We start from the raw sequence: 20,205 nt of genomic DNA on the forward strand, positions 1-20,205 counted from the left end.
GGCTTCTTGCAGATCCTTCAGCTGCCGCTCGTACTGCTCGCGCACGTCCTCGGGCTTGGCACGAAGGGCGTTTTCCATGCCCCGCTTGCCATCCTCGACCCAGCTCTCGATCTCCGACGGCGGCAGGTCGAACTGACGACTCGCCTCCGATAGCGTGGTCTTGCCCTGGATAATTTCCAGCACCAGCGCCGACTTCCGTCGCGCTGTCCAGCGTTTGATCTCTTCGTCCATTACTGCGCTCATCTGTGTCTCCTCGGAAAGGTAACACCTGAGCAGGAATTCACTGGGTCATTACATTTGCCTGGAGGCGAACCAAGCCGTTGCCCCGCATCTTGGTCTACCAGGCTCTCGGCTGACGGTTTTGAGCGGCATGTCGGCTTTAGAATCCGGGCGTCATCGTGACTGCTGGCGCAGACAGACTGCGCAGCATTGGCTTCGGCGGCGTGAAGCATCCAGAGGAGTACAGCCAGTGCAAAACCGTGCTGCCGCAACGATCGGCGTTGATCATGTGGGACTCACCGTGGCCGACCTGGAACGATCGCGTCGCTTCTTTGTGGAGTGTCTGGGCTGGCAGGTGGTGGGAGAGAAGCCGGAGTACCCGGCCGTGTTCGTTTCTGACGGCGTGACACGGGTGACCTTGTGGCAGGTGGTGGCGTCTGGTGGACATGTTGCCTTCGATCGACGCAAGAACGTGGGACTGCATCACCTGGCGCTGAAGGTCGCCAACCTGACGGCACTCGCGGATCTCCATGCTCGAGTATCGGCGTGGCCGGATGTAGTGGTGGAATTTGCCCCCGAGCTCGTAGGCAACGGTCCGAGAGTGCACTGCATGCTGCGTGAGCCAGGCGGCGTTCGCATCGAATTGGTTTGCACGCCGGCGGATTGACGCGGGTTGAGCGCGGAGGACTGTTGCGTAGCCACGCTCCATCGAGTTTCTCACCACAGCCGTCATTCTTCCGAACGGCGGAAGGCTGAATGTCGAGCGGTGTGGCTGCGCCTCGGCCGGCATCCGTTTACAGTGGCGTCCACTTCCACCAAAGGCGAGTGGCCACTGCAACGGCCCGGCGAGTGCGGCAACCAACCCTGGCGATGCAAGGGCCTTCCTGAGCAGCGCGGCGAGCTCCGGTCTTGGTCGACCTTTTCCGGCGCTGCGTTCGCCGAGTCGCTTTGCCGATGACGATGCGTTGTTCGATCCCGTTCGCAAGATGCACGAGGCGAAGAACGAGCGGGAGGCCGGCAACACACTGGGTCTGGCGCGCGGGTGTCTGGCCGAACCGGACGAGCAGATCATCACCTGCGAGCCGGCCAGTCGGTCGGCCAACTTTCCAAACCCGACTTCCTTGCCGAAGGAGAGCTGATCATGGCGACGCATGACAACCCGAAGTTGCCCGACCTGCTGGGTATCCGCGTTCCGATCATCCAGGCGCCGATGGCGGGAATATCGCCGCCGTCCATGGCCGCCGCGGTGGCCGAAAGTGGCGGCCTGGGCTCGCTGGGCTTCGGCGCGATGACTGCAGCCGAGGCGCGGAAGGCGATCCAGCAGTTTCGTGCGCTGAGCGCCGGGCCGCTCAATACAAATGTCTTTGTGCACCGGTCTGCACACGCAGATCGGGCCAGGGAGACCGCCTGGCTGGGGCTCCTGCGGCAGCAGTTCGAACGGTTGGGAGCCAGCGCGCCCGCACAGCTGCAGGAACCTTACCGCTCGTTTCTGGTGGACGACGACATGCTGGGCATGCTGGTCGAGGAGAAGCCCACCGTCGTGAGTTTCCATTTCGGCCTGCCGCATCGGCATCAGATCGACGCACTGCACGACGCCGGCATCGTCCTGCTGGCGACGGCGACGAACCTCGCGGAGGCCGCGGCGATCGAGGCAGCCGGCATCGACGCGATCGTGGCCCAGGGCTACGAGGCCGGCGGGCATCGAGGCATGTTCGATCCAGACATCGAGGACAGTCGCCTGGGCACCCTTGCCTTGACGCGGATGCTGGCGCGAACCGCAAACGTACCGGTGATCGCCGCTGGCGGAATCATGGACGGTGCCGGCATCGCTGCGGCTCTGGCGCTGGGGGCCAGCGCCGCGCAGTTGGGGACGGCGTTCATCGCCACAGACGAGTCGCTGGCGGATGCCGGCTATCGCGAGCGCCTGTTCAGCGATGCGGCCCACCACACCACGATGACGCGGGTGATTTCCGGACGTCCGGCGCGAAGTCTCGAACGTGCATTCACGCACTGGGGCGCCGGCGTGCCTGACGGCAGCGTGCCCGATTACCCGATCGCCTACGACGCCGGCAAGGCGCTGAATCGGGCCGGCAAGGCCGCCGGCCAGACCGGCTACGGCGCGCATTGGGCCGGGCAGGGCGCACCGCTGGCACGTGCACTTTCCACCCGTGCGTTGATGCAGGCGCTGGATGCCGAGCTGGCCGAGGCTTTGAAGTGCTGAACGACGCCCCGCGTGGTGAGGCGAGCGTGGATCACCCGGTGCCATGCCCGCGCATGCGGAGCTGGCGCCGCGCCTTGCACGATATACCGATGGGCGCCGTCGCCACCAGTCAAGTAACACCGGCCCATATCATCCGAAGGAGACCCTGATGGCCATCGTCACGATAAACATGCGCAACGGTCGAACCGACGAGCAGAAGCGGCGGTTTGCGTCATCGTTGCTGGATGTGATCAGCAGCGCGACCGGCGAGCCGCGCGGGAACGTCTTCCTTGTCATCCAGGAAAGTCGCGGAATCGACTTTGTGGAAGACGACCGTCACCTGCCGGATTTTGGTGCTCCCGCAGCCGAATTCTGATCCACCACGTTTGCGGAGGAGTTCCTCATGCCATTGATCCAATGTCATATCAAGCGCGGACTGTCGCCGAAACAGAAGCACAAGCTCATGCAGGACCTCACCGAGGCCACTCGCGCGACACTGGGTGCCGATCCGAAGTTCGTCACCGTGGTCATCCACGAGCATGACGCGTCGAACCTCAAGGAGATCGACTACGCGCCGCCCGGTTCGCCCCGAAGCTAGCGCGCAAGCACGCATCCATGGCGGGTCGCTTTGCCTGGGTGGGCCGTTATCCTGGGCGGCCTCCAACCCATCGCGCCAGTGCGCTATCGACGTGATCGCCGGCCTGGTGGTCAAATTGGCCACCGGCATTTACCGTCGACTGCAGATCTGCGAGGCACGCGCTATGGATCGTCTGGACGCCATGAAAGTCTTCATCGCGGCGCTCGATGAAGGCAGCCTTGCCGGCGCCAGTCGCAAGACCGGCCGCTCCGCTGCCGCAGTGAGCCGGGCCATCGCTTTTCTGGAAGATCGTGTGGGCGTGCCGTTGCTGCACCGGACGACACGGTCAATCAAGTTGAGCGAGGCAGGAGAGCGCTATGCGCTGTCCTGCAGGAAGATTCTCGCCGATCTGGAAGAAGCGGATCGGCAAGCGGCGGGCGAGCGGTCGGTGCCGCGCGGCACGCTGACCATCACCTCGACCGTGTTCGCCGGGGTGGAGATCCTGCGGCCTATCGTGGACGCCTTCATGGATGAATACCCGACAGTCACCGTGCGGATGCACATGCTGGAACGCCCGGTAAACTTGATCGACGAAGGCATGGATCTGGCCCTGCGCATTACGCATCTGGCCGATTCCACGCTTGTCGCGCATCGCATTGGTGAAGTTCGTCGAGTTGTCGTGGCGTCGCCACGCTATCTGGCAACGCACCCGCGGATCGTGGAGCCTGCCGATCTGGCAAAGCATCGGATCATCGCTCTGGCGCATTCGGGTCCGGATTCATGGAGCTTCCCCGCGCTGGAGGGGACCTCGGTCCCCCGTTCCATTTCATTCACGCCACGGCTGGTGATCAACAGCGTAAAGGCCTCGGTTGCGTCGGCAGTCGAGGGTCATGGCGTGACGCGCTTGCTCTCCTATCACGTGGCCCGGGAGGTCGATCAGGGATTGCTGAGCATCGTGCTTGCCGAAGCGGAACCTGCGCCCATTCCCGTCAATCTGGTGTCGCCGTATGGCCGTCTTTCCGTGCCGAAGGTGCGCGCCTTCGTGGACTTCGCGCTACCGCGTCTGCGCTCGCATTTCGCCGGTCTGGTGAAGCATTCCGGGCCGCCTGTCGAACGGCCGATTCCCTCGCGGCGTGGAAGGATGTCTGCCGGATAGCAGGGATTCGCTAATCCGCGATGCGGGCCTAGATTGTGGGCTGTCGGAACCGCCGGACTCTTCGACGGTTCTCGCACTTCCCCCACATCTTTGAGGTATCAGCATTATGAGCACCCAGCGGAAAGTAGCAGTCATTACCGGCGCATCTCAGGGCATCGGCGCAGGCCTGGTCAAGGCCTTCCTCGATCGCGATTATCGCGTGGTCGCCAACTCGCGCTCGATCCAGCCGTCGGGGAATCCCGACGTGCTGACGGTCGCCGGCGACATTTCGGATCGCGCGGTGGCCGAGCGCATCATCAAGGAAGCCATCGCCCGTTTCGGTCGCGTCGACACGCTGGTGAACAATGCCGGCATCTTCACGGCCAAGCCGTTCACCGCCTTCACCGCCGAGGACTACGCCCAGAATCTGGCCGTCAACCTCAACGGTTTCTTCCATATCACCCAGTTGGCGATCGGCGAGATGGAGAAGCAGGGCAGCGGCCACGTGGTCAGCATCACCACGACCCTGGCTGAGCACGCCATTGACGGCGTGCCGTCGGTGCTGGCCGCGCTGACCAAGGGCGGGCTGAACGCCGCCACCAAATCGCTGGCGATCGAATACGCCAAGCGCGGCATCCGCGTCAATGCGGTGGCGCCGGGCGTGATCAAGACCCCGATGCACGGGCCGGAGAGCTACGGCGCACTCGCCTCGCTGCATCCGGTTGGCCGCATGGGCGAGATCAGCGACATCGTCGGTGGCGTGCTGTACCTGGAGTCCGCCGGTTTCGTGACGGGCGAGATCCTGCACGTCGATGGTGGCCAGAGCGCCGGTCACTGACACTTCCCCGGGCGGGCTCGCCGCTCGCCCGATCTACCGAGGAACACAGCCATGCCCATGGTCACCATCCAGATCACACGCGAGGGTTCCACGCCTGACCGGACCGCGGCGACGGCCGAGGAAAAGGCGGCGCTCATCAAGGGAGCCAGCCAACTGCTGCTGGACGTGCTCAACAAGCCGCTCGACGCGACCTTTGTCGTGATCGAGGAAGTCGAGATGGAGAACTGGGGATGGGGTGGACTGCCCGTCGCCGAGCTCCGCAAAAAGCGCCAGACCAACCCGAAATAGGTCGCGCGGCGGCTGCACGGTGAACCCGTGTGGCAGGTATCTCGCGCGCGCCAGTCAGGCCACCGGCCGTGCGCTCTGCCACGGCCCGGTGGGACGCGGCGCGGCGCGCGCAAAGTGAGGCAATGAAAATGCCGATGCAAGCGAACCCGGGCATCTACCGGTTGGGTCGCGAGGCGAGCCGGTTGAGTTATGCAGAACGCAACTCACCGTACTGGCGGCGTAATCTGATCGTCTGCGTGTTCGGTTCCTTCACCACGCTGGTGAGCCTGAGCATGCTGCTGCCGTTCCTGCCGCTGTATGTGCAGCAGCTGGGTGTTACCTCGTCGTCCGCCATCATCCAGTGGTCCGGCGTGGCGTTCGGCGCGACCTTCGTCGGTACGGCCGTTACTGCGCCACTCTGGGGGCATCTGGCCGACCGTTTCGGGCGCAAGCCGATGCTGGTCCGCGCCGCCATCGGCATGGCGGTGGTGATGTCGTTGATAGGAGTTGCGCACACTGTCGTCGAACTGGTCGGGCTGCGCCTGCTCGCCGGTCTGCTCGGCGGTTATGCCTCGGCATCGATCGTGATGATCGGTACCCAGGCACCACGCGAACGTGCCGGCTGGGCGCTCGGCCTCCTGTCGACAGGCGCGCTCATGGGCAACCTGGTCGGACCATTGGTGGGTGGGTTCCTGCCGGCATGGGTCGGGTTGCGCGGCACATTCTTCGTGGGTGGCGCGATGATCGCGGTGGCGGCGGCGGCGACGATCTTGCTGGTGCGGGAAGATTTCGATCGTGAAGTCGACCACCCGCAACGGGCGGCTGCACAAAGCCAGGCCGCGATCGCGTCCAACCGCGCCGTGATCGTCGCCTTGCCGTTCACCGCGATGATGGTGCTGTTCGCCAACATGTCGATCGAACCGATCATCACGGTGTACATCGGGCAGCTCGGGGTCCCCATCGATCATCTGACGCGAGTGGCCGGCATCGTCATGGCCTCTTCGGCACTGGGCAGCATGCTGACCGCGGCGCGGCTCGGCGCACTGGCCGATCGCGTGGGCGGCTGGAAGGTCATCATCGGCTGCCTCGTGGCGACGGGCCTGGTGATGGTGCCGCAAGCGTTCGTGACGCAGTGGTGGCAACTGGCGATCCTGCGTGGGCTGATGGGCATGACGATCGCGGGGCTGCTCCCGGCAATCGCCAAGCTGGTGCGTCAGTCGGCTGATGAAAGGCACTCCGGCAAGACGCTCGGTTACTTGCAGTCGGCTCAGTTCACCGGCCAGGTGGTCGGGCCGCTGGTCGGTGGCCAGATCGGGGCACGAGTCGGATTGCACGACGTATTTTTCGTCACCGGATCGCTGCTGATCCTGTGTGCGGGGTTCAATGCCTGGGTTCGTTCTCGCCATGTCCCGCGCACGCCCACCTGATCGGGCTGTGGTGCACCCATCTCCCACTTGGCGCTGTGAGGAACTGCATGAAACATACTTGGCACCGTGGCGCCCGGCTCGTCCACGTTCTCCATCCCATCCGTGTGGAATACGGCCCTGGATCGTTCGACGGCGGCGCATTTGCATGTGCTTTGGTCTTTCACCCTTCAGGACGATAATCGAGGCTGGACACCGGTATTACCGGTTGCAACGCTGCGTGCCATTCGAGCCGTTCGGAATGGACGCCCACGGAGGCCCCCGATGACAATCCGAGCGCACAGCCGGTCGCTACTTCTGAAGGTGCCATACGCTCGGTTCTGTTTCGATTTTTCCTCGGAGATGGCTCATGCTTAAAGGATCTGACCTGTTCGTAGCTGCCCTGGAAAACGAGGGCGTCGATCGGATTTTCGGGATTCCGGGTGAAGAGAATCTCGACATCGTCGAGTCCATCAGGCGGTCGTCGATTGAGCTCGTGCTGACCCGGCATGAGCAAGCCGCCGCATTCATGGCGGCCACCTATGGAAGGCTCACCGGCAAGCCAGGGGTTTGCATCACGACGCTTGGGCCAGGGGCATTGAACCTCACGACGGGTGCCGCGTATGCGCTGCTGGGCGCCATGCCGATGATCATGATCACCGGCCAGAAGGCCATCCGCTCGTCCCGGCAGGCGCGCTTCCAGATCGTGGACATCATCGCGACGATGAAGCCGCTGACCAAGCTTTCACGGCAGATCATCTCTGCAACGATGATCCCGGCGATGGTGCGCGAGGCTTTCCGCGTGGCAGCGGAGGAGCGGCCGGGCCCGGTGCTGCTGGAACTTCCCGAAGATGTCGCGGCTGAGCAGTGCGATGAGGTGGCGGTGATTCCCTCGCACCCGATCGAATTTCCGATGGCGAGCACGGACTCTCTTGATCGCGCCGCGCAGATGATCATGCAGGCCCGGTCGCCGCTGCTGATGCTGGGCGCAGCGGCATCGCGGCCACGCTCCACTTCGGATCTCGCCCAGTTCGTGCTGCGCACGCGGATTCCGTACTTCACCACGCAGATGGGCAAAGGCACCGTGCCGGGCGGCAGCGAGCTTTACATGGGCACGGCGGCACTTTCGGAACGTGACTACGTGCATGAGGCGATCGAGCGCGCCGATCTCATTGTCACCATCGGTCATGACACGGTCGAGAAGCCGCCTTTCATCATGGGCGTCAAGGGACCGAAGGTCGTCCACGTGGGCTATCAGCCGGCCAATGTCGAGCAGGTTTATTTCCCCCAGGCGGAGGTGATCGGCGATCTCGGGCCGTCACTGAGACTGCTTGCAGATCGCGTTGAAGGCAGGCTTCCCCATGCGCAGGCCCTGCTGCCATTGCGGGAAGGCATCCTGAGCCGGATCGCGGCACGCGCCACCGAAAACCGCTTCACGCCGCAACGACTGGTACACGATGTGCGCGAGGTCATGCCGGCGGACGGCATCCTGTCCCTCGACAACGGTATGTACAAGATCTGGTTCGCGCGAAATTATCGAACACGCGTTGCCAATACGCTGCTGCTCGACAACGCCCTGGCCACGATGGGAGCAGGTCTGCCGGCGGCAATCATGGCCGCGATGCTGTATCCCGAACGTCGCGTCATGGCGGTTTGCGGCGACGGCGGTTTCATGATGAACAGCCAGGAGCTGGAAACGGCCGTCCGGCTAAAACTCAACCTTGTCGTGCTGATTCTCGAGGATCATGCATTCGGCATGATTCGCTGGAAGCAGGCCGTCGATCAGTTTCCGGATTTCGGCATGACCTTCGGCAACCCCGATTTCGTCATCTACGCCAAGGCCTACGGCGCTACGGGAACGAGGGTCGATGCCGTTGCCGAATTGCGCCCGATCCTGGAGAAGGCGTTTGCCGATGGGGGCGTGCAGCTTGTCGTCGTGCCCATCGACTACTCGGAAAACAAGCGGGTGCTGGTCGACGAGTTGCAGCAACGTTTACCGGTAGAGAAGGGAGCATGACGATGTCACAGACACTTCAGGTTTTGCAGGCGTTCGACCGGACGGTCATCAGCGAGATTCCGATGGACGATGCGCAGACGCTGGAAGCCAAGCTTGCTTCCGCCGCCCGGACGATGCGAGATCGTGGGGCATGGCTCAAACCCCATCAGCGCAGCGGCATACTCTGGCGCACCGCCAGTCTGCTGGAGGCGCGGCAAGCACATTTCGCCCAGCTCATCTCGCGCGAAGGGGGAAAGCCATTATCCGATGCGGCTGTCGAGGTGATCCGGGCGATCGACGGATTGCGCAATGCCGCCGAGGAGCTGCGCGTTTTTGCGGGCCGGGAAATCCCCATGGGTCTCACGCCGGCCAGCGAAGGGCGATGGGCTTTCACCACCAAGGAGCCGATCGGGGTGGTCGCTGCCATATCGGCCTTCAATCACCCATTGAATCTGATCGTCCATCAGGTGGCACCGGCGATTGCAGTCGGTTGTCCGGTCATCGTGAAGCCGGCCATGGCCACGCCGCTGTCCTGCCTCGATTTCGTTGCTCTTCTTCGGGAAGCAGGTCTCGATGAGCCGTGGTGCCAGACCTTCATCACGGATGACAACGCGTTGGCGGAACGTCTCGCAACGGATCCGCGCGTGGCCTTCCTGAGCTTCATCGGATCGGCAAGAGTCGGCTGGTACTTGCGCAGCAAGCTCGCCCCGGGAACGCGTTGTGCGCTGGAGCATGGCGGTGCCGCACCCGTCATCGTGGATCGAAGTGCTCCGCTGGACCGGATCATCGAGCCCATCGTGAAGGGTGGCTACTATCACGCGGGCCAGGTTTGCGTTTCCACCCAGCGAATCTTCGTTCATGCGGATGTCATGGACGAGTTTGTCGAGCGACTTGCAGCACGGGTTCGATCGCTTCGTGTGGGTGACCCACTCTTGCAGGAGACCGAGGTGGGTCCGCTGATCACCCCGCATGAAGCGAATCGAGTGATGTCCTGGACTGATGAAGCGGTATCGGCTGGCGCGGTGATCATTGGCGGCGGCCGCCAGTCCGCGACCACGCTCATGCCGGCCATCCTGGTCGAACCAGCCGTCGATTCGAAGGTTTCCCAGCTTGAAATTTTCGGGCCCGTCACGTGCGTTTACGGGTTCCAGGAGCTCGACAAGGCCATCGACATCGCCAACTCGCTGCCCTTCGCATTCCAGGCCAGCGTGTTTTCCGCCGACATCGGTCCCGCGATGCGAGCTGCCCGGCGGCTTGATGCGTCCACCGTGCTGGTCAACGATCACACGGCGTTTCGCACGGACTGGATGCCCTTCGCGGGCAGGCGCCAGTCTGGTTATGGTGTTGGTGGCATCCCGTATTCGATGGAAGAGATGTCCCAGGAGAAGATGCTGGTCCTTCGATACGACGGATAGCGGCGGGAGTCTGGCCAGCTCGCTGTTTGATGGCGTCGTGCACCTTCGGGGCGAGGATCGCTCCGGGAGGCTTAAGGCGACGTCGCTCGGCGGTCAAGGGCTTGCCCTTGCCATGGTCACCGCCGCATGGGTCGGCAAGGAAGGCTTGTCGCTCAGCCAACCTGCGGAACGAATCCGGGCACGCCGGTCTCGACCACGGCGTTGAACCGGACGCTCGTCGCGATGCCATTTCGTATCTCCTGCATGGCATCGTCGGGCAGGGGCGAAATGTCGAAATTCTGCCGGATCCGGTCGGGGTTGGTCGACGTGGTCAGCAACGCGCTGCCGCGTTGCACAGCCCAGGCCAGTGCAACCTGAGCTGGCGTCTTGTCGACACGCCGGGCGATGGCGTTGATCAACGGGTCGTCCGTTATTTTCGGCTCCATCCCATGTCCCAACGGCGCGAAGGCGAGCAGCACAATGCCATGCTGCTGACAGAATTCGAGCAACTCCCATTCGGGAAGATAGGGATGGCATTCGACCTGAACCACGGCGGGCTTGATCCTGGCCGCGGCGACAATCTCTTTCACTTTCTCCAGGCGGATGTCGGACAGTCCGATGGATCTGCACTTGCCTTCATCCACGAGGCGCTCCATCGCCCGCCACGTCTCCATCAGCGTTACCCCGGAATCATAGATCGGCTGACCATGTTCGTCGTTTGGATACTGTTCGTCGCCGGGTTGAAAGGCAAAGGGCGTATGGATCAGGTAGCAATCGAGATAGTCCAGTTGCAGTCGACCCAGGCTCGCCTCGAGGGCGGGGCTGACCCGCTCCGGACGGTGATTGTTGTTCCATAGCTTGGTGGTGACGAAGAGGTCCTTGCGTTGAACCGTACCGGCCTCGAACGCTTCCCGCATCGCATGCCCGACCACGTCTTCATTGCGGTAGAGCTCAGCGCAATCGAGATGCCGGAACCCCGCCTCCAGCGCGACCTTGACAGCCTCTTTGGCCGCAACAGGGTCGCGAATCAAGGTGCCGAACCCGACGGCCGGGATCGCTCCCGTTCCGTGGACAAGAGGAATTTTCGTATCTTGAAAAGAGTTGGATGGGTGCATGCTCGTACTCCAGATCATTGTTCGTTCCGGGATGCCAATCTACGCTCGAAAGCGCCGCTGGAATTGCCTCCGAGTGCGACGGAAAGCTGCGCTGTATCGAGATATCGCGCCGTTTTCGCCCGGATCTTGCCGATCAGCGCCCGCTGATAGGTGCGTTCGGCGTCCAGCACTTGCAGCACGTCGATCTCGCCCGCCCGGTAGCCCGCCCGGTTCAACCTGAGGCTCACTTCGGCAGCGTTCAGCGCACGCTCCTGCGCCGCAAATTCCTCGGTGTCATGGTTGATCGCCTGCAGCACGTCGGCGACCTGGCCCAATGCCGCGATGACCGTCTGCTGGTAGCCAGCGAGGGATGCCTTGTAGCTGTCGATGGAGGCGCGACGGTTCGCCTTGAGGGCGCCTCCATGAAAGATCGGCCCGGTCAGTGCTCCGGCGACACTCCATAGCGTGCCGATGCCAGGGCCGATCTGGTCGAGCGACGCGGAGAGCTGCAGGTGGGGGTAGAGGTCTGCTGTCGCCACTGCGATCGCGGCACTCGCTGCATGGAGTCGAGCCTCGGCTTCGAGAATGTCCGGCCGGTTGCGAGCCGCCTCGGAGGGCAGGCTGACCGGCAAATTCGCCGGCAACGCGAAATCGGAGAGATCGAAGTCTGGCGCCACCCAATCGGCAGGTCCTTTCCCGGCCAGTACCGACAACGCGTGCCGGGCCGTGTCCCGTTGCTGGGCAAGCGGCGGCAGCAAGGTCTCGTCCTGCGCGAGTTGGGTCGCAGCCAGCGCGACGTCGATCTGGGTGGCACTGCCGTAGGCATGTGCGGCGCGGACAAGCTCGAGGTTCTTCCGATCGTCGGCGAGCAGGTCCTGAACCGCGTCGATCTGCGCTCGCGCGGATGCGAGCAAGAACGCCTGGCTGGCGACATCGCCGGTCACGGTCAGGTAGGCGGCGTCGAACCGATGCCTCTGCAGATCGGCCAGCGCCGTGCGTTCCTCGACCAGCCGTTTTGTGCCGCCGAAAAGGTCGAAATGGAAGCTGACCTGCGGTCCGGCCGCATAGAAGTTCGAGGTGGACAACCTGGCACCGCTACCCGTCCGCTGGCGACCGCCCTGGACCCCAAGATCCACCTGCGGAAGCAAGCCGCCGCCGGCAGCCGCGACGGCTTCGTTCGCCCGAGCGATGGTCGCATCTGCCGCTTGCAGGTCGAGGTTGCCGTCGATCGCCTTGCGCATCACCTGGTCAAGCTTCGCCGAGCCAAAGGCCGACCACCAGTCGCCGTCGACCTTTTTGCCGAGGTCGATGTGCTGGGCGCCAACCGGCCTGCCGGTTTCGACAAGTTGATGCTCGGCCTGCGCGTCATAGTGTTGCGACTGGGGCGCTGCCGGTCTCTCATAATCGGGGCCCACCATGCACGCGGACAAAAGCGTGGAGGCGGAGGTCACGACTATCCGGGCAAGCTGTTTAAACAGGAACGATCTAACCAGTTTCATTTTGCGGCTCCACGAGTCAGTTGCCTGGACGCGGTTTGCGGAGAAGCAGGGCAAGCGGGCTCACGATGAGCATGGCGATCATCAAGATCTTGAACTGGCCGATGACTGCGATGATCGCCGCCTGACCCGTTACCCTCTCGTTGACCATGGCGAGTGCCCGGCCCGAAAGGACGCCGGTCGCATGGGCGACGGCGCCGTAAGGCCGCAGATGCGAGGCGAGCGCCAGGTGCATGCTCTGGGTGTTCTTGAAGAAGTAGATCTGGACGATCGCGACGCCGATCGTGCTGCCATACAGCCGCGACAGGTTGAAGAGCACGGTGCCTTCCGTGCGGAATTTCGGGTCGAGCGTGCCGAAGGCCTCTCGGGTGAGTGCGGGCATCATCATGCCCAGGCCTGCTCCCTGGAGCGCGCCCGCCACGACGATCGGCCACCCATCCATCAACGGCGAATAGCCAAGCATTCGCCAATTGCCGTAGACCACGAGCGCCATGCCAACGAGCAGGAGCAGCCGGTTGTCGATTCGCGTCGGTGCGCGCCAGGTCAGGATCAACGCGCCGATCAGGGCGACGCCACGCGGGATCGTCAGGTAGCCGGCCGTGTCGGCGGGATAGCGGAGCAATTCCTCGAGCATCGGTGACGTCAGCGCCAACGTCGGCAGCAGGACGAAGCCGAACGCGAAGAAGATGATCGTCGAGAGGCCGAAATTACGGTCCTTGAACAACGCCTTGTTGAGGAAGTGCTCCTGTCTGGTCAGGACATGCACGATGTAGAGATAGAAGCCGAGCGCCGAGACCATGGCCTCCACCCAGATTTCAGGCGAGGCAAACCATTCCATGCGTTCGCCGCGGTCGAGCAGCATCTGCAGTCCGGCAATGCCCATCGAGAATGTCACCAGCCCGAAGAAGTCGAAGGGCGGGCCCTTGGCGAACTTCTTCTCGCTCAGGCAGAAGCCCATCGTCAGGAAGATGAAGGCGGCCATCGGAACGCTGATGTAGAAGATCGAATGCCAGCCATGATATTCGCTGAGCCAGCCGCCAATGCCCGGACCGCTGAGGATCCCGAGCAGCGACGTCACGCTCCACACCATGCCGATCCGTCCATGCCGCAACGGCGGCAATTCATCGAGAAGAATCGCCATCGAGAGGGGGGCGAGCGTACCGCTGGCGGCGCCCTGGACGATCCGGGCGGCTACGAACTGCAGTGGTGTCGTCGCCAGCGTGTCGAGCATGAGCGCGACGGTGAAGATGGCGATAGAGACCTGAAAGACGGCCTTCCTGCCGTAGCTGGCCGCGAGCCAATGCATCATCGGCATGACAATGGCACTTGCCGCGATGTATGAGGTAAAGACCCAGCCGATCTCGTCGTCGGTCATCGACAGACCGCCCTGGATATGCAGCACCGCCGCATTCGGGATCGAGATGTTGACTGCCTGCATGTAGGTCGCAAGCAGGGCGGCCACCACGAGGGCGCGATGGTTGCCCGCCGCGGTGCCCAGGTGGAGGGAAGCGCTCATCGGGCCACCGCTGTCGCGGCCACTGCCTGAAGCGGCTCCCGCAGCGTGTCGACCCGCGCCGTGACGCTGATGCCGGAGTACAGCGGCCACTTTGGATCGACCGCATCGAACTCGAGGCGAACTGGCAGACGCTGGACGACCTTTACCCAGTTGCCGGTCGCGTTCTCAGGCGGCAACACCGAGAATTCCGATCCGGTACCGGGGCTCATGCTGACCACATGCGCCTTGAAGCCATGTCCCGGATAGACATCCACATCGATGGTCGCCGCCTGGCCCGGGCGCATGCGAGTGAGGCCGGTCTCACGGAAATTCGCCTCCACCCAGATGTGCCGGCTGGACATCATGGAGAACACTGCCGTGCCGCTGCCGACGAAATCACCCGCTTGCAGGTCGTCGACCTGGGTCACGATGCCGTCGTCCGGGGCCACGACATCGGTATAGGAGAGCTCCAGCCTCGCGCGATCCAGTTGCGCCTGAGCCTCGCGGACTGTCGGGTGGCGACTGGCCTCGATATCCGGGTCACCGTTCAATCCGGCGACGCTGTTGGCAACCGCTTGCCGGGCCGACGCGATGTGCTGGCGGGCGACCTTGAAATCCGTTTCAGCTCGCTCATAGCTCGCGCGCGACGCAAAATCGGAGGCAAGCAGTCCTTTCTTGCGTTCGTATTCGCGCCGGTCGAAGTCAGCCGAATCCCGGGCCGATTGGAGCTCGGCCAGTTGCTGGCGATAGGTTGTCTTGAGGGCCTCGACCTGGATGCGCGCGCTGCTCAGTCGCGCCTCGGCTTGCGCGACGGCAATCTTGTAGGGCTGTGCGTCTATCCGAAACAGCAACTGGCCCTTGCGCACGCGCTGATTCTCCCTTACCGCAATCTCGACCACCTGGCCCGACACCCTGGCATTGATGGAGTCCTTCGCCGCGCGAACGAAAGCGTCGTCAGTCTCGACATAACGCTCGCCGGCCAGATATTTGCCGATGCCCAGTACGACCAACAAGACCGGCAGGGCCAGCATCAGGGGCCGGCGCAACCTTTCCTTGAGGGCAGGGCGCGCCATCTCGGCGTGACTGTCCGAAGCAGGGCCATCAAGCACCTCATCGAATTGTTTGCGCATCACGAGCGGCCTTCGGGGTTGTTGAATTTTGTTCGGGTTCGGATAATATGCCCAGGCGCAGCGGAGATTCAACCTTTTTATGCATGACCGAACAAAAAAAGATAGTGCAAAGAAGAAGCCGCGGGGACGACCGCGCGCTTATGAGCCCGAGGTCGCGCTAAGGGCAGCGGCGGACGCATTCTGGAAGGGTGGCTACTCGGGCACCTCGCTCGACGACATCGCTGCTGCGACCGGCATGAACAGGCCGAGCCTGCGTGCAGCGTTTGGCGACAAGCACGCGATCTACATCAAGGCGCTGAGCGACTATTGGGAGCTCAAATGTGCGGCGATGCGTGAAGCGCTCGATGGAGGCGGGGCACTGGACGAGGCATTGATGCGCGTCTACGACGCGGCGCTGTCCATTTATTTTTCCGGAGCAGACCGCGCACGCGGATGTTTCGTGGTCGGAACGGCGGTGACCGAGGCCGTCGACGACGCTGAAATCCGCAGTCTCGTCGCCACCGGTCTGCGCACGCTCGATGCCGGTTTCGAGGCCCGCCTCCGATTGGCGCGCGAAGCCGGGGAGCTGAGAAAGGACGCCGATCCCGAGGCTCTCGCCATGCTCGCCTCGGCCACGATGCACACCATGGCCATTCGCGCCCGTGCTGGCACTTCGCGGCGCGATCTGAGGAGGCTTGCGCGCAAAGCGGTGAGCATGATCTGCGGATGACCGCACAACGCAGGATCGCCGGACTCGCCATGGCGAGGGTCGAGCTCAAGGCCTCAGGGACGCTTGAGGCACGTCGTGGCTGACACGCTTCCCGACATCATCGCCGGGCATCTTGCGGTGCTGTTCTGCGGGATCAACCCCGGCATGGCGGCGGCTGCCACAGGGCATCATTTTGCGGGCAGAGGTAACCGCTTTTGGCGGGTGCTTCATCTGGCCGGCTTCACTCCGGAGGAAATACTGCCCCGGAACGATCGCGCGATCCTCCAGCACCGATGTGGCCTGACGTCGGTGGTCAAGCGACCCACCGCAAGGGCGGACGAGCTGTCGCCGCAGGAGTTCATCTCGGCCGCGGCCGAGTTCGAGCAAAAGATTGCTCGCACCCGCCCGCGTTTCGTCGCTTTCCTTGGCAAGGCCGCTTATTCGGCGTTATCGGGGCGACCAGAAGTTGCCTGGGGATTGCAGCCGGCCACGATGCAGGGCTCTGCCATCTGGGTACTGCCCAACCCCAGCGGCAGAAACCGGGCATTCTCTCTCGATGATCTGGTCGAGGCCTACCGTCTGCTTCATCTCGCGGTAGTTGAGGGTAAAGCTTCGTTCGCTCGTTGAACGATGGTCGCAGCGGCAAGGGCTGCACCCTTTTGCCGCGCGTCCAGTCAGTACCTCAAGTTCAACTCCGGTACGTGCTTTTTATTGAGCTCGAAGAGTTCCTGGAACTCCTCTTCGGTCAGTTCGTCGGGGGCATAGACAGCCACCGGATCCCACACGCGGTCCGTCGGCCGCGGTTGACGGGGGCCGCCGCGCAACGAAAACCAGCGCCCATCACGCTCAAGCAACTCGGGGGCTTCCTCGATGTGTTCGATTCGAACGTCATTGGGGGCCACAAGAAAGACGGTCAAGATCATGGGGTACTCCTCGTGCAAAGCGGGCCATTTCCGCCAACGATCACCGAGGTCGTGGTCGGTCCGCATCCTGAAAACGCCTCCAGAGAGAAACCGTTTCTACTGCTCCTGGTGCTGGTAGGCAGCCCGACGGCTGGCGATGCCGCTGCGGGAGGTCCAGCGTACCCCCAGATCGATAGCATTTGATTCCCTCCGAGGTACCTTGCTCGTTCCGCCAGACGTGCCGATCAGCGCCAAACGTCGCGCGAACGGGAGCGCTCTATCCGATCGCCATCCCGCGCAATTCGGCGCCGGCGCCGTCCACCCGCAACACCGACCCTTGCTCGTACCAATCCCCCAGCACGATCCGCTCGGCCGGTTTCCCGTCCAGTTTGAATGCATGTTGTGCAGGCCGATGCGTATGCCCGTGAATCAGTCGCGTCACGCCGGCCTTGCGCATGGTGCGGGCCACGGCGTCGGCATTCACGTCCATGATGCTTTCCATGGTGCTGCCGGTATGCGCTTTGCTGTCTTCGCGTGCCTTCGCGGCAAATGCGCGACGCGCGTCAAGCGGCATCGACAGGATCTGTTTTTGCCACTCGGGGTTGCGCACCTGCTGGCGCACGGTCTGATAGGCAACATCGTCGGTGCACAGCAGGTCGCCATGCATCAGCAAGGTGGCGTGACCGTGGATGTAGTGCACGACGCCATCGTCAAGCAGGATCATGCCGGCGCGCTGTGCAAACGTTTTGCCCAGCAGGAAGTCGCGATTGCCTGCCATGAAGTAGACCGGCACACCTGCGTCGCGCACGTCTCGGGTGGCAGTGGCGATGCGCTGCGGCAGCTCGGCGTCGTCGTCGTCGCCGATCCATGCCTCGACCAGATCGCCGAGGATGTACAGCGCGTCGGCGCGGCGCACTTCGTCACTGGCCAGATAGTTTTCGAATAGTGCGGTGATCTGCGGCCGGCTGGGATCCAGATGCAGGTCGGAGATGAACAGTGTGGCCATCGTACCGATCAGCCCTTTTTGCCAGCGGTTTTTTTTGCAGCGTTCCTGGCTGCAGGTGTGGTTGTCGTGGACGCCGCCTTGGCTGGCGTCGGCGCGCTTGCGGCAGGTGTCGGCGTTTCCTCGCCGACGACGTGAGCGCTTTCGATCAGTACGAGCGGATTGGGTACATCACCGGCAAACGGGCCAAGTGCACGTGTGGGCAGTGCGGCGATCTTGTCGACCACCTCCATGCCCTTGATCACCTTGCCGAACACGGCATAGCCCCAGGTCAGGCCACTCTGGTTGCCGGCGAAATCCAGGCGACGGTTGTCGACCAGGTTGATGAAGAATTGCGCGGTGCCGGAATTCGGATCGGCGCCGCGGGCCACGGCGAGCGTGCCGCGCAGGTTGGACAGACTGTTGTCCGCCTCGCTCGCTATGGCCGGACGTGTGCGTTTGGGTTGCAGTTCACGGGTATACAGGCCGCCCTGGACCAGGTAGCCGGGGATGGCTCGATGCAACAAGGTGCCGTCGTAAAACCCGTCGCGCACGTATTGCAGGAAGTTGGCCACGCTCTTCGGTGCCTTGTCCGGGTACAACTCCAGCGTGATGTTGCCTTGCGAGGTACGCAGCAACACCTGTGGCGGCGCGGCAGGGGTGGTGGCCGGTGTCGGCTTGGCAGTCTGTGCCACCAGTGACAGCGGCAGGATCAGGAGCAACGTGGCAAGCAGGGATTTCAACATGGGCATCAAGGCTGGCTGGGCGTGCGGCCATGATACGCGGCCGTGACGGAACTGGTTTGGCGGGTAGACGCGATCAATTGCTGGAGATTTCCAGCTTCACGCCCAGCTCCGCCATCGGGGCCTGCTCCTGCTGCAGGTCGGCCTCGGTGAGCGGGTGCTGTTCGAACCAGGCCAGTGGCAGGGTCAGGCGCAACGATTTGCTGCTGGCGGCGAGGCGCATCTGCGGTAGCGACTCGGCCCGGCGGGCGCGCCTGAACAACACGGCCAGGCGCAGCAGCGCGGTGGTATAGCGGGCGAGCTGGCGATAACGCTGGGGCAGCGCGGCAAGCATCGACTTGTCCGGTTTGCGCCGATGCATTTCGACGACGGCCGCCAGCAGTTGCTGCTCCTGCCGCGAGAAGCCGGCGAGGTCGGCATGGCGCAGGATGTAGGCGCCGTGGTGGTGGTGCTGGCTGTGCGCGATGGCGAGGCCGATCTCGTGCACGCGCGAGGCCCATGAAAGCCACTCGCGCGCGTCGGCGTCGAGCTTCCAGGCGCGCGCCACCTGGTCGAACAGCATCAGCGCGGTCGACTCGACCCGGCGCGCCTGGGCGCGATCCACGCCGTAGCGGGTGGCCAGCGCGTCGATGCTGGCGGTGCGCGGATCGCTGCCGCCGGCGCGGCCAAGCAGGTCCCACAGCAGGCCTTCGCGCATCGAGCTTTCGCAGACGCGCAGCCGCTCGATGCCGAGCGCGGCGAATGCCGCCTCCATGATCACCACGCCGCCAGCGAGTACCGGCGCACGATCCTCGACCAGGCCGGGCAGCTTCAGGGTGCTGATCTGGCCCTGTTCGATCAGCACGTCGCGCAGCGAGGCGAGCGACGCCGGCGTGATGCCGTCGTCGGAAAACTTCATCGCCTGCACTACCGATCCGATCGACTTGGCGGTGCCGGACGAGCCGAACGCGTCCTGCCAGCCCGATTCGCGGTAGTCCTCGGCAAACTGCTGCAGCAGCACGCCGATCTCGCTGTGCGCGCGCTGCCAGCGCTTGCGGGTGAGCTTGCCGCCGGCAAAGAAACGCAGGGTCGAGGCGATACAGCCGGCCTGCACGCTTTCGGTGTGCAGTGGTGCCAGGCCGCGGCCGATGATGAATTCGGTGCTGCCGCCGCCAATGTCGATCACCAGCCGTGGCTCGCGTGAGGCGGGCAGGTCGTGTGCGGCGCCGAGAAAGATCAGGCGGCCTTCCTCGCGGCCGGAGACCACTTCGATCGGATGGCCGAGCGCCGCCTCGGCGGCAGTCAGAAAGGCTTGCGGCGAGGCCAGCCGGCGCACGGTATTGGTGGCCACGGCACGGACCCGGATCGAAGGCAGGCCGGCGATGCGCTGGCCGAACCGGGCCAGGCAATTCATTGCGCGGGCTCGCCGCTCGGCGTCCAGCGTGCCGTCGGCGCGCAGGCCGGCAGCCATGCGCACGGTGTCGCGCAGCCGATCGATCACGCGCGGCTCGCCGTGCTCCATGCGCGCCACCACCATGTGGAAGCTGTTCGAACCCATGTCCACGGCGGCGATGAGTTCGCCATCGCGAATCGGTGTCTGTTCGGCTGGACTCACGCCAGGATTCCCGCGACGGTGAAGCGCGGATTCTCGCACGCGAGCGTGAGGC

At 63.8% G+C, this 20,205-nt stretch carries 22 protein-coding genes; 13 read left to right on the plus strand and 9 right to left on the minus strand.

Annotated elements, in window-relative coordinates; translation table 11 throughout:
* Positions 1–243 (minus strand): DUF1153 domain-containing protein (locus EAH75_RS00005; RefSeq protein ID WP_140651931.1); only part of this gene is annotated, 243 nt, incomplete at its 3' end.
* 226 nt (positions 244–469) lie between these two features.
* Here EAH75_RS00005 and EAH75_RS00010 point away from each other — a divergent pair.
* From EAH75_RS00010 to EAH75_RS00055, 11 genes are all read left to right on the plus strand, one after another.
* On the plus strand, positions 470–886 hold the full coding sequence (locus EAH75_RS00010) for a VOC family protein (protein WP_241668837.1): 417 nt from the start codon (positions 470–472) through the stop codon (positions 884–886).
* 298 nt (positions 887–1,184) lie between these two features.
* Positions 1,185–1,358, plus strand: coding sequence for a hypothetical protein (locus EAH75_RS19550; RefSeq protein WP_161596252.1), 174 nt, complete (start codon positions 1,185–1,187; stop codon positions 1,356–1,358).
* A 2-nt stretch (positions 1,359–1,360) separates the two neighbouring features.
* Positions 1,361–2,440 carry an NAD(P)H-dependent flavin oxidoreductase gene (locus EAH75_RS00015; RefSeq protein ID WP_140803537.1) on the plus strand — a complete coding sequence of 360 codons (1,080 nt, stop codon included), beginning with the start codon at positions 1,361–1,363 and terminating at the stop codon, positions 2,438–2,440.
* Positions 2,441–2,483: 43 nt separating this feature from the next.
* A complete protein-coding gene (locus tag EAH75_RS00020) occupies positions 2,484–2,795 on the plus strand; it encodes a tautomerase family protein (protein ID WP_140655739.1) in 312 nt (103 codons plus the stop codon).
* Positions 2,796–2,822: 27 nt separating this feature from the next.
* Positions 2,823–3,017: a tautomerase family protein gene (locus EAH75_RS00025; RefSeq protein ID WP_140655736.1), complete on the plus strand. Its 195-nt coding sequence runs from the start codon at positions 2,823–2,825 to the stop codon at positions 3,015–3,017.
* Positions 3,018–3,108: 91 nt separating this feature from the next.
* Entirely contained in the window at positions 3,109–4,152 is a 1,044-nt protein-coding gene (locus tag EAH75_RS00030; protein WP_241668838.1) for a LysR family transcriptional regulator, read from the plus strand.
* A gap of 106 nt (positions 4,153–4,258) precedes the next feature.
* A complete protein-coding gene (locus EAH75_RS00035; protein ID WP_140655732.1) occupies positions 4,259–4,969 on the plus strand; it encodes an SDR family NAD(P)-dependent oxidoreductase in 711 nt (236 codons plus the stop codon).
* 51 nt (positions 4,970–5,020) lie between these two features.
* Positions 5,021–5,257, plus strand: coding sequence for a tautomerase family protein (locus tag EAH75_RS00040; RefSeq protein ID WP_140803539.1), 237 nt, complete (start codon positions 5,021–5,023; stop codon positions 5,255–5,257).
* Positions 5,258–5,391: 134 nt separating this feature from the next.
* On the plus strand, positions 5,392–6,663 hold the full coding sequence (locus EAH75_RS00045; RefSeq protein WP_194150611.1) for an MFS transporter: 1,272 nt from the start codon (positions 5,392–5,394) through the stop codon (positions 6,661–6,663).
* Between the two features lie 346 nt (positions 6,664–7,009).
* Entirely contained in the window at positions 7,010–8,656 is a 1,647-nt protein-coding gene (locus tag EAH75_RS00050) for an acetolactate synthase large subunit (protein ID WP_140803543.1), read from the plus strand.
* Between the two features lie 2 nt (positions 8,657–8,658).
* A complete protein-coding gene (locus tag EAH75_RS00055; protein WP_140803545.1) occupies positions 8,659–10,050 on the plus strand; it encodes an aldehyde dehydrogenase family protein in 1,392 nt (463 codons plus the stop codon).
* A 152-nt stretch (positions 10,051–10,202) separates the two neighbouring features.
* Here EAH75_RS00055 and EAH75_RS00060 read toward each other — a convergent pair whose 3' ends face one another.
* Genes EAH75_RS00060 through EAH75_RS00075 form a run of 4 tightly spaced genes read right to left on the minus strand, consistent with a single transcriptional unit; the run spans position 10,203 to position 15,244 of the window.
* Positions 10,203–11,144 carry an aldo/keto reductase gene (locus EAH75_RS00060; RefSeq protein WP_140803547.1) on the minus strand — a complete coding sequence of 314 codons (942 nt, stop codon included), beginning with the start codon at positions 11,142–11,144 and terminating at the stop codon, positions 10,203–10,205.
* 14 nt (positions 11,145–11,158) lie between these two features.
* A complete protein-coding gene (locus tag EAH75_RS00065) occupies positions 11,159–12,622 on the minus strand; it encodes an efflux transporter outer membrane subunit (RefSeq protein WP_140655714.1) in 1,464 nt (487 codons plus the stop codon).
* 16 nt (positions 12,623–12,638) lie between these two features.
* Positions 12,639–14,135 (minus strand): DHA2 family efflux MFS transporter permease subunit, encoded by a 1,497-nt coding sequence (locus tag EAH75_RS00070; RefSeq protein WP_140803549.1) that lies wholly within the window; start codon positions 14,133–14,135, stop codon positions 12,639–12,641.
* The gene (locus tag EAH75_RS00075) at positions 14,132–15,244 is read right to left on the minus strand and encodes an HlyD family secretion protein (RefSeq protein ID WP_140655708.1); all 1,113 of its coding nucleotides are present in this window, start codon (positions 15,242–15,244) and stop codon (positions 14,132–14,134) included. Before EAH75_RS00075 ends, EAH75_RS00070 begins: the two co-directional genes overlap by 4 nt.
* A gap of 79 nt (positions 15,245–15,323) precedes the next feature.
* Here EAH75_RS00075 and EAH75_RS00080 point away from each other — a divergent pair, with 79 nt between their 5' ends.
* Positions 15,324–15,953, plus strand: a complete 630-nt coding sequence (locus EAH75_RS00080) for a TetR/AcrR family transcriptional regulator (protein ID WP_140655705.1) — start codon at positions 15,324–15,326, stop codon at positions 15,951–15,953.
* A gap of 75 nt (positions 15,954–16,028) precedes the next feature.
* Complete coding sequence (mug, locus tag EAH75_RS00085) at positions 16,029–16,559, plus strand: G/U mismatch-specific DNA glycosylase (RefSeq protein ID WP_140655702.1); 531 nt, start codon at positions 16,029–16,031, stop codon at positions 16,557–16,559.
* Positions 16,560–16,606: 47 nt separating this feature from the next.
* On the opposite strand, the gene EAH75_RS00090 is transcribed toward mug, so the two are convergent.
* The 4 genes from EAH75_RS00090 to EAH75_RS00105 all read right to left on the minus strand — a co-directional run bounded on the left by EAH75_RS00090 (position 16,607) and on the right by EAH75_RS00105 (position 20,153).
* Positions 16,607–16,855: a hypothetical protein gene (locus EAH75_RS00090; RefSeq protein ID WP_140655700.1), complete on the minus strand. Its 249-nt coding sequence runs from the start codon at positions 16,853–16,855 to the stop codon at positions 16,607–16,609.
* Positions 16,856–17,111: 256 nt separating this feature from the next.
* Entirely contained in the window at positions 17,112–17,840 is a 729-nt protein-coding gene (locus tag EAH75_RS00095) for a UDP-2,3-diacylglucosamine diphosphatase (RefSeq protein WP_140803551.1), read from the minus strand.
* Between the two features lie 8 nt (positions 17,841–17,848).
* Positions 17,849–18,562 (minus strand): peptidylprolyl isomerase, encoded by a 714-nt coding sequence (locus EAH75_RS00100; RefSeq protein ID WP_140803553.1) that lies wholly within the window; start codon positions 18,560–18,562, stop codon positions 17,849–17,851.
* 73 nt (positions 18,563–18,635) lie between these two features.
* Positions 18,636–20,153 carry a Ppx/GppA phosphatase family protein gene (locus tag EAH75_RS00105; protein WP_140655693.1) on the minus strand — a complete coding sequence of 506 codons (1,518 nt, stop codon included), beginning with the start codon at positions 20,151–20,153 and terminating at the stop codon, positions 18,636–18,638.
* Positions 20,154–20,205 lie beyond the last annotated feature (52 nt).

This window comes from Rhodanobacter glycinis, assembly GCF_006438785.1.
GTDB lineage: Bacteria > Pseudomonadota > Gammaproteobacteria > Xanthomonadales > Rhodanobacteraceae > Rhodanobacter > Rhodanobacter glycinis_A.

Coding starts and splice junctions, on each gene's coding strand:
- EAH75_RS00015 (WP_140803537.1), top strand. CDS start 1,361: ATGGCGACGCATGACAACCCGAAGTTGCCCGACCTGCTGGGTATCCGC.
- EAH75_RS00020 (WP_140655739.1), top strand. CDS start 2,484: ATGCCCGCGCATGCGGAGCTGGCGCCGCGCCTTGCACGATATACCGAT.
- EAH75_RS00025 (WP_140655736.1), top strand. CDS start 2,823: ATGCCATTGATCCAATGTCATATCAAGCGCGGACTGTCGCCGAAACAG.
- EAH75_RS00035 (WP_140655732.1), top strand. CDS start 4,259: ATGAGCACCCAGCGGAAAGTAGCAGTCATTACCGGCGCATCTCAGGGC.
- EAH75_RS00040 (WP_140803539.1), top strand. CDS start 5,021: ATGCCCATGGTCACCATCCAGATCACACGCGAGGGTTCCACGCCTGAC.
- EAH75_RS00045 (WP_194150611.1), top strand. CDS start 5,392: ATGCAAGCGAACCCGGGCATCTACCGGTTGGGTCGCGAGGCGAGCCGG.
- EAH75_RS00050 (WP_140803543.1), top strand. CDS start 7,010: ATGCTTAAAGGATCTGACCTGTTCGTAGCTGCCCTGGAAAACGAGGGC.
- EAH75_RS00055 (WP_140803545.1), top strand. CDS start 8,659: ATGTCACAGACACTTCAGGTTTTGCAGGCGTTCGACCGGACGGTCATC.
- EAH75_RS00060 (WP_140803547.1), bottom strand. CDS start 11,144: ATGCACCCATCCAACTCTTTTCAAGATACGAAAATTCCTCTTGTCCAC.
- EAH75_RS00065 (WP_140655714.1), bottom strand. CDS start 12,622: ATGAAACTGGTTAGATCGTTCCTGTTTAAACAGCTTGCCCGGATAGTC.
- EAH75_RS00070 (WP_140803549.1), bottom strand. CDS start 14,135: ATGAGCGCTTCCCTCCACCTGGGCACCGCGGCGGGCAACCATCGCGCC.
- EAH75_RS00075 (WP_140655708.1), bottom strand. CDS start 15,244: ATGCGCAAACAATTCGATGAGGTGCTTGATGGCCCTGCTTCGGACAGT.
- EAH75_RS00080 (WP_140655705.1), top strand. CDS start 15,324: ATGCATGACCGAACAAAAAAAGATAGTGCAAAGAAGAAGCCGCGGGGA.
- EAH75_RS00090 (WP_140655700.1), bottom strand. CDS start 16,855: ATGATCTTGACCGTCTTTCTTGTGGCCCCCAATGACGTTCGAATCGAA.
- EAH75_RS00095 (WP_140803551.1), bottom strand. CDS start 17,840: ATGGCCACACTGTTCATCTCCGACCTGCATCTGGATCCCAGCCGGCCG.
- EAH75_RS00100 (WP_140803553.1), bottom strand. CDS start 18,562: ATGTTGAAATCCCTGCTTGCCACGTTGCTCCTGATCCTGCCGCTGTCA.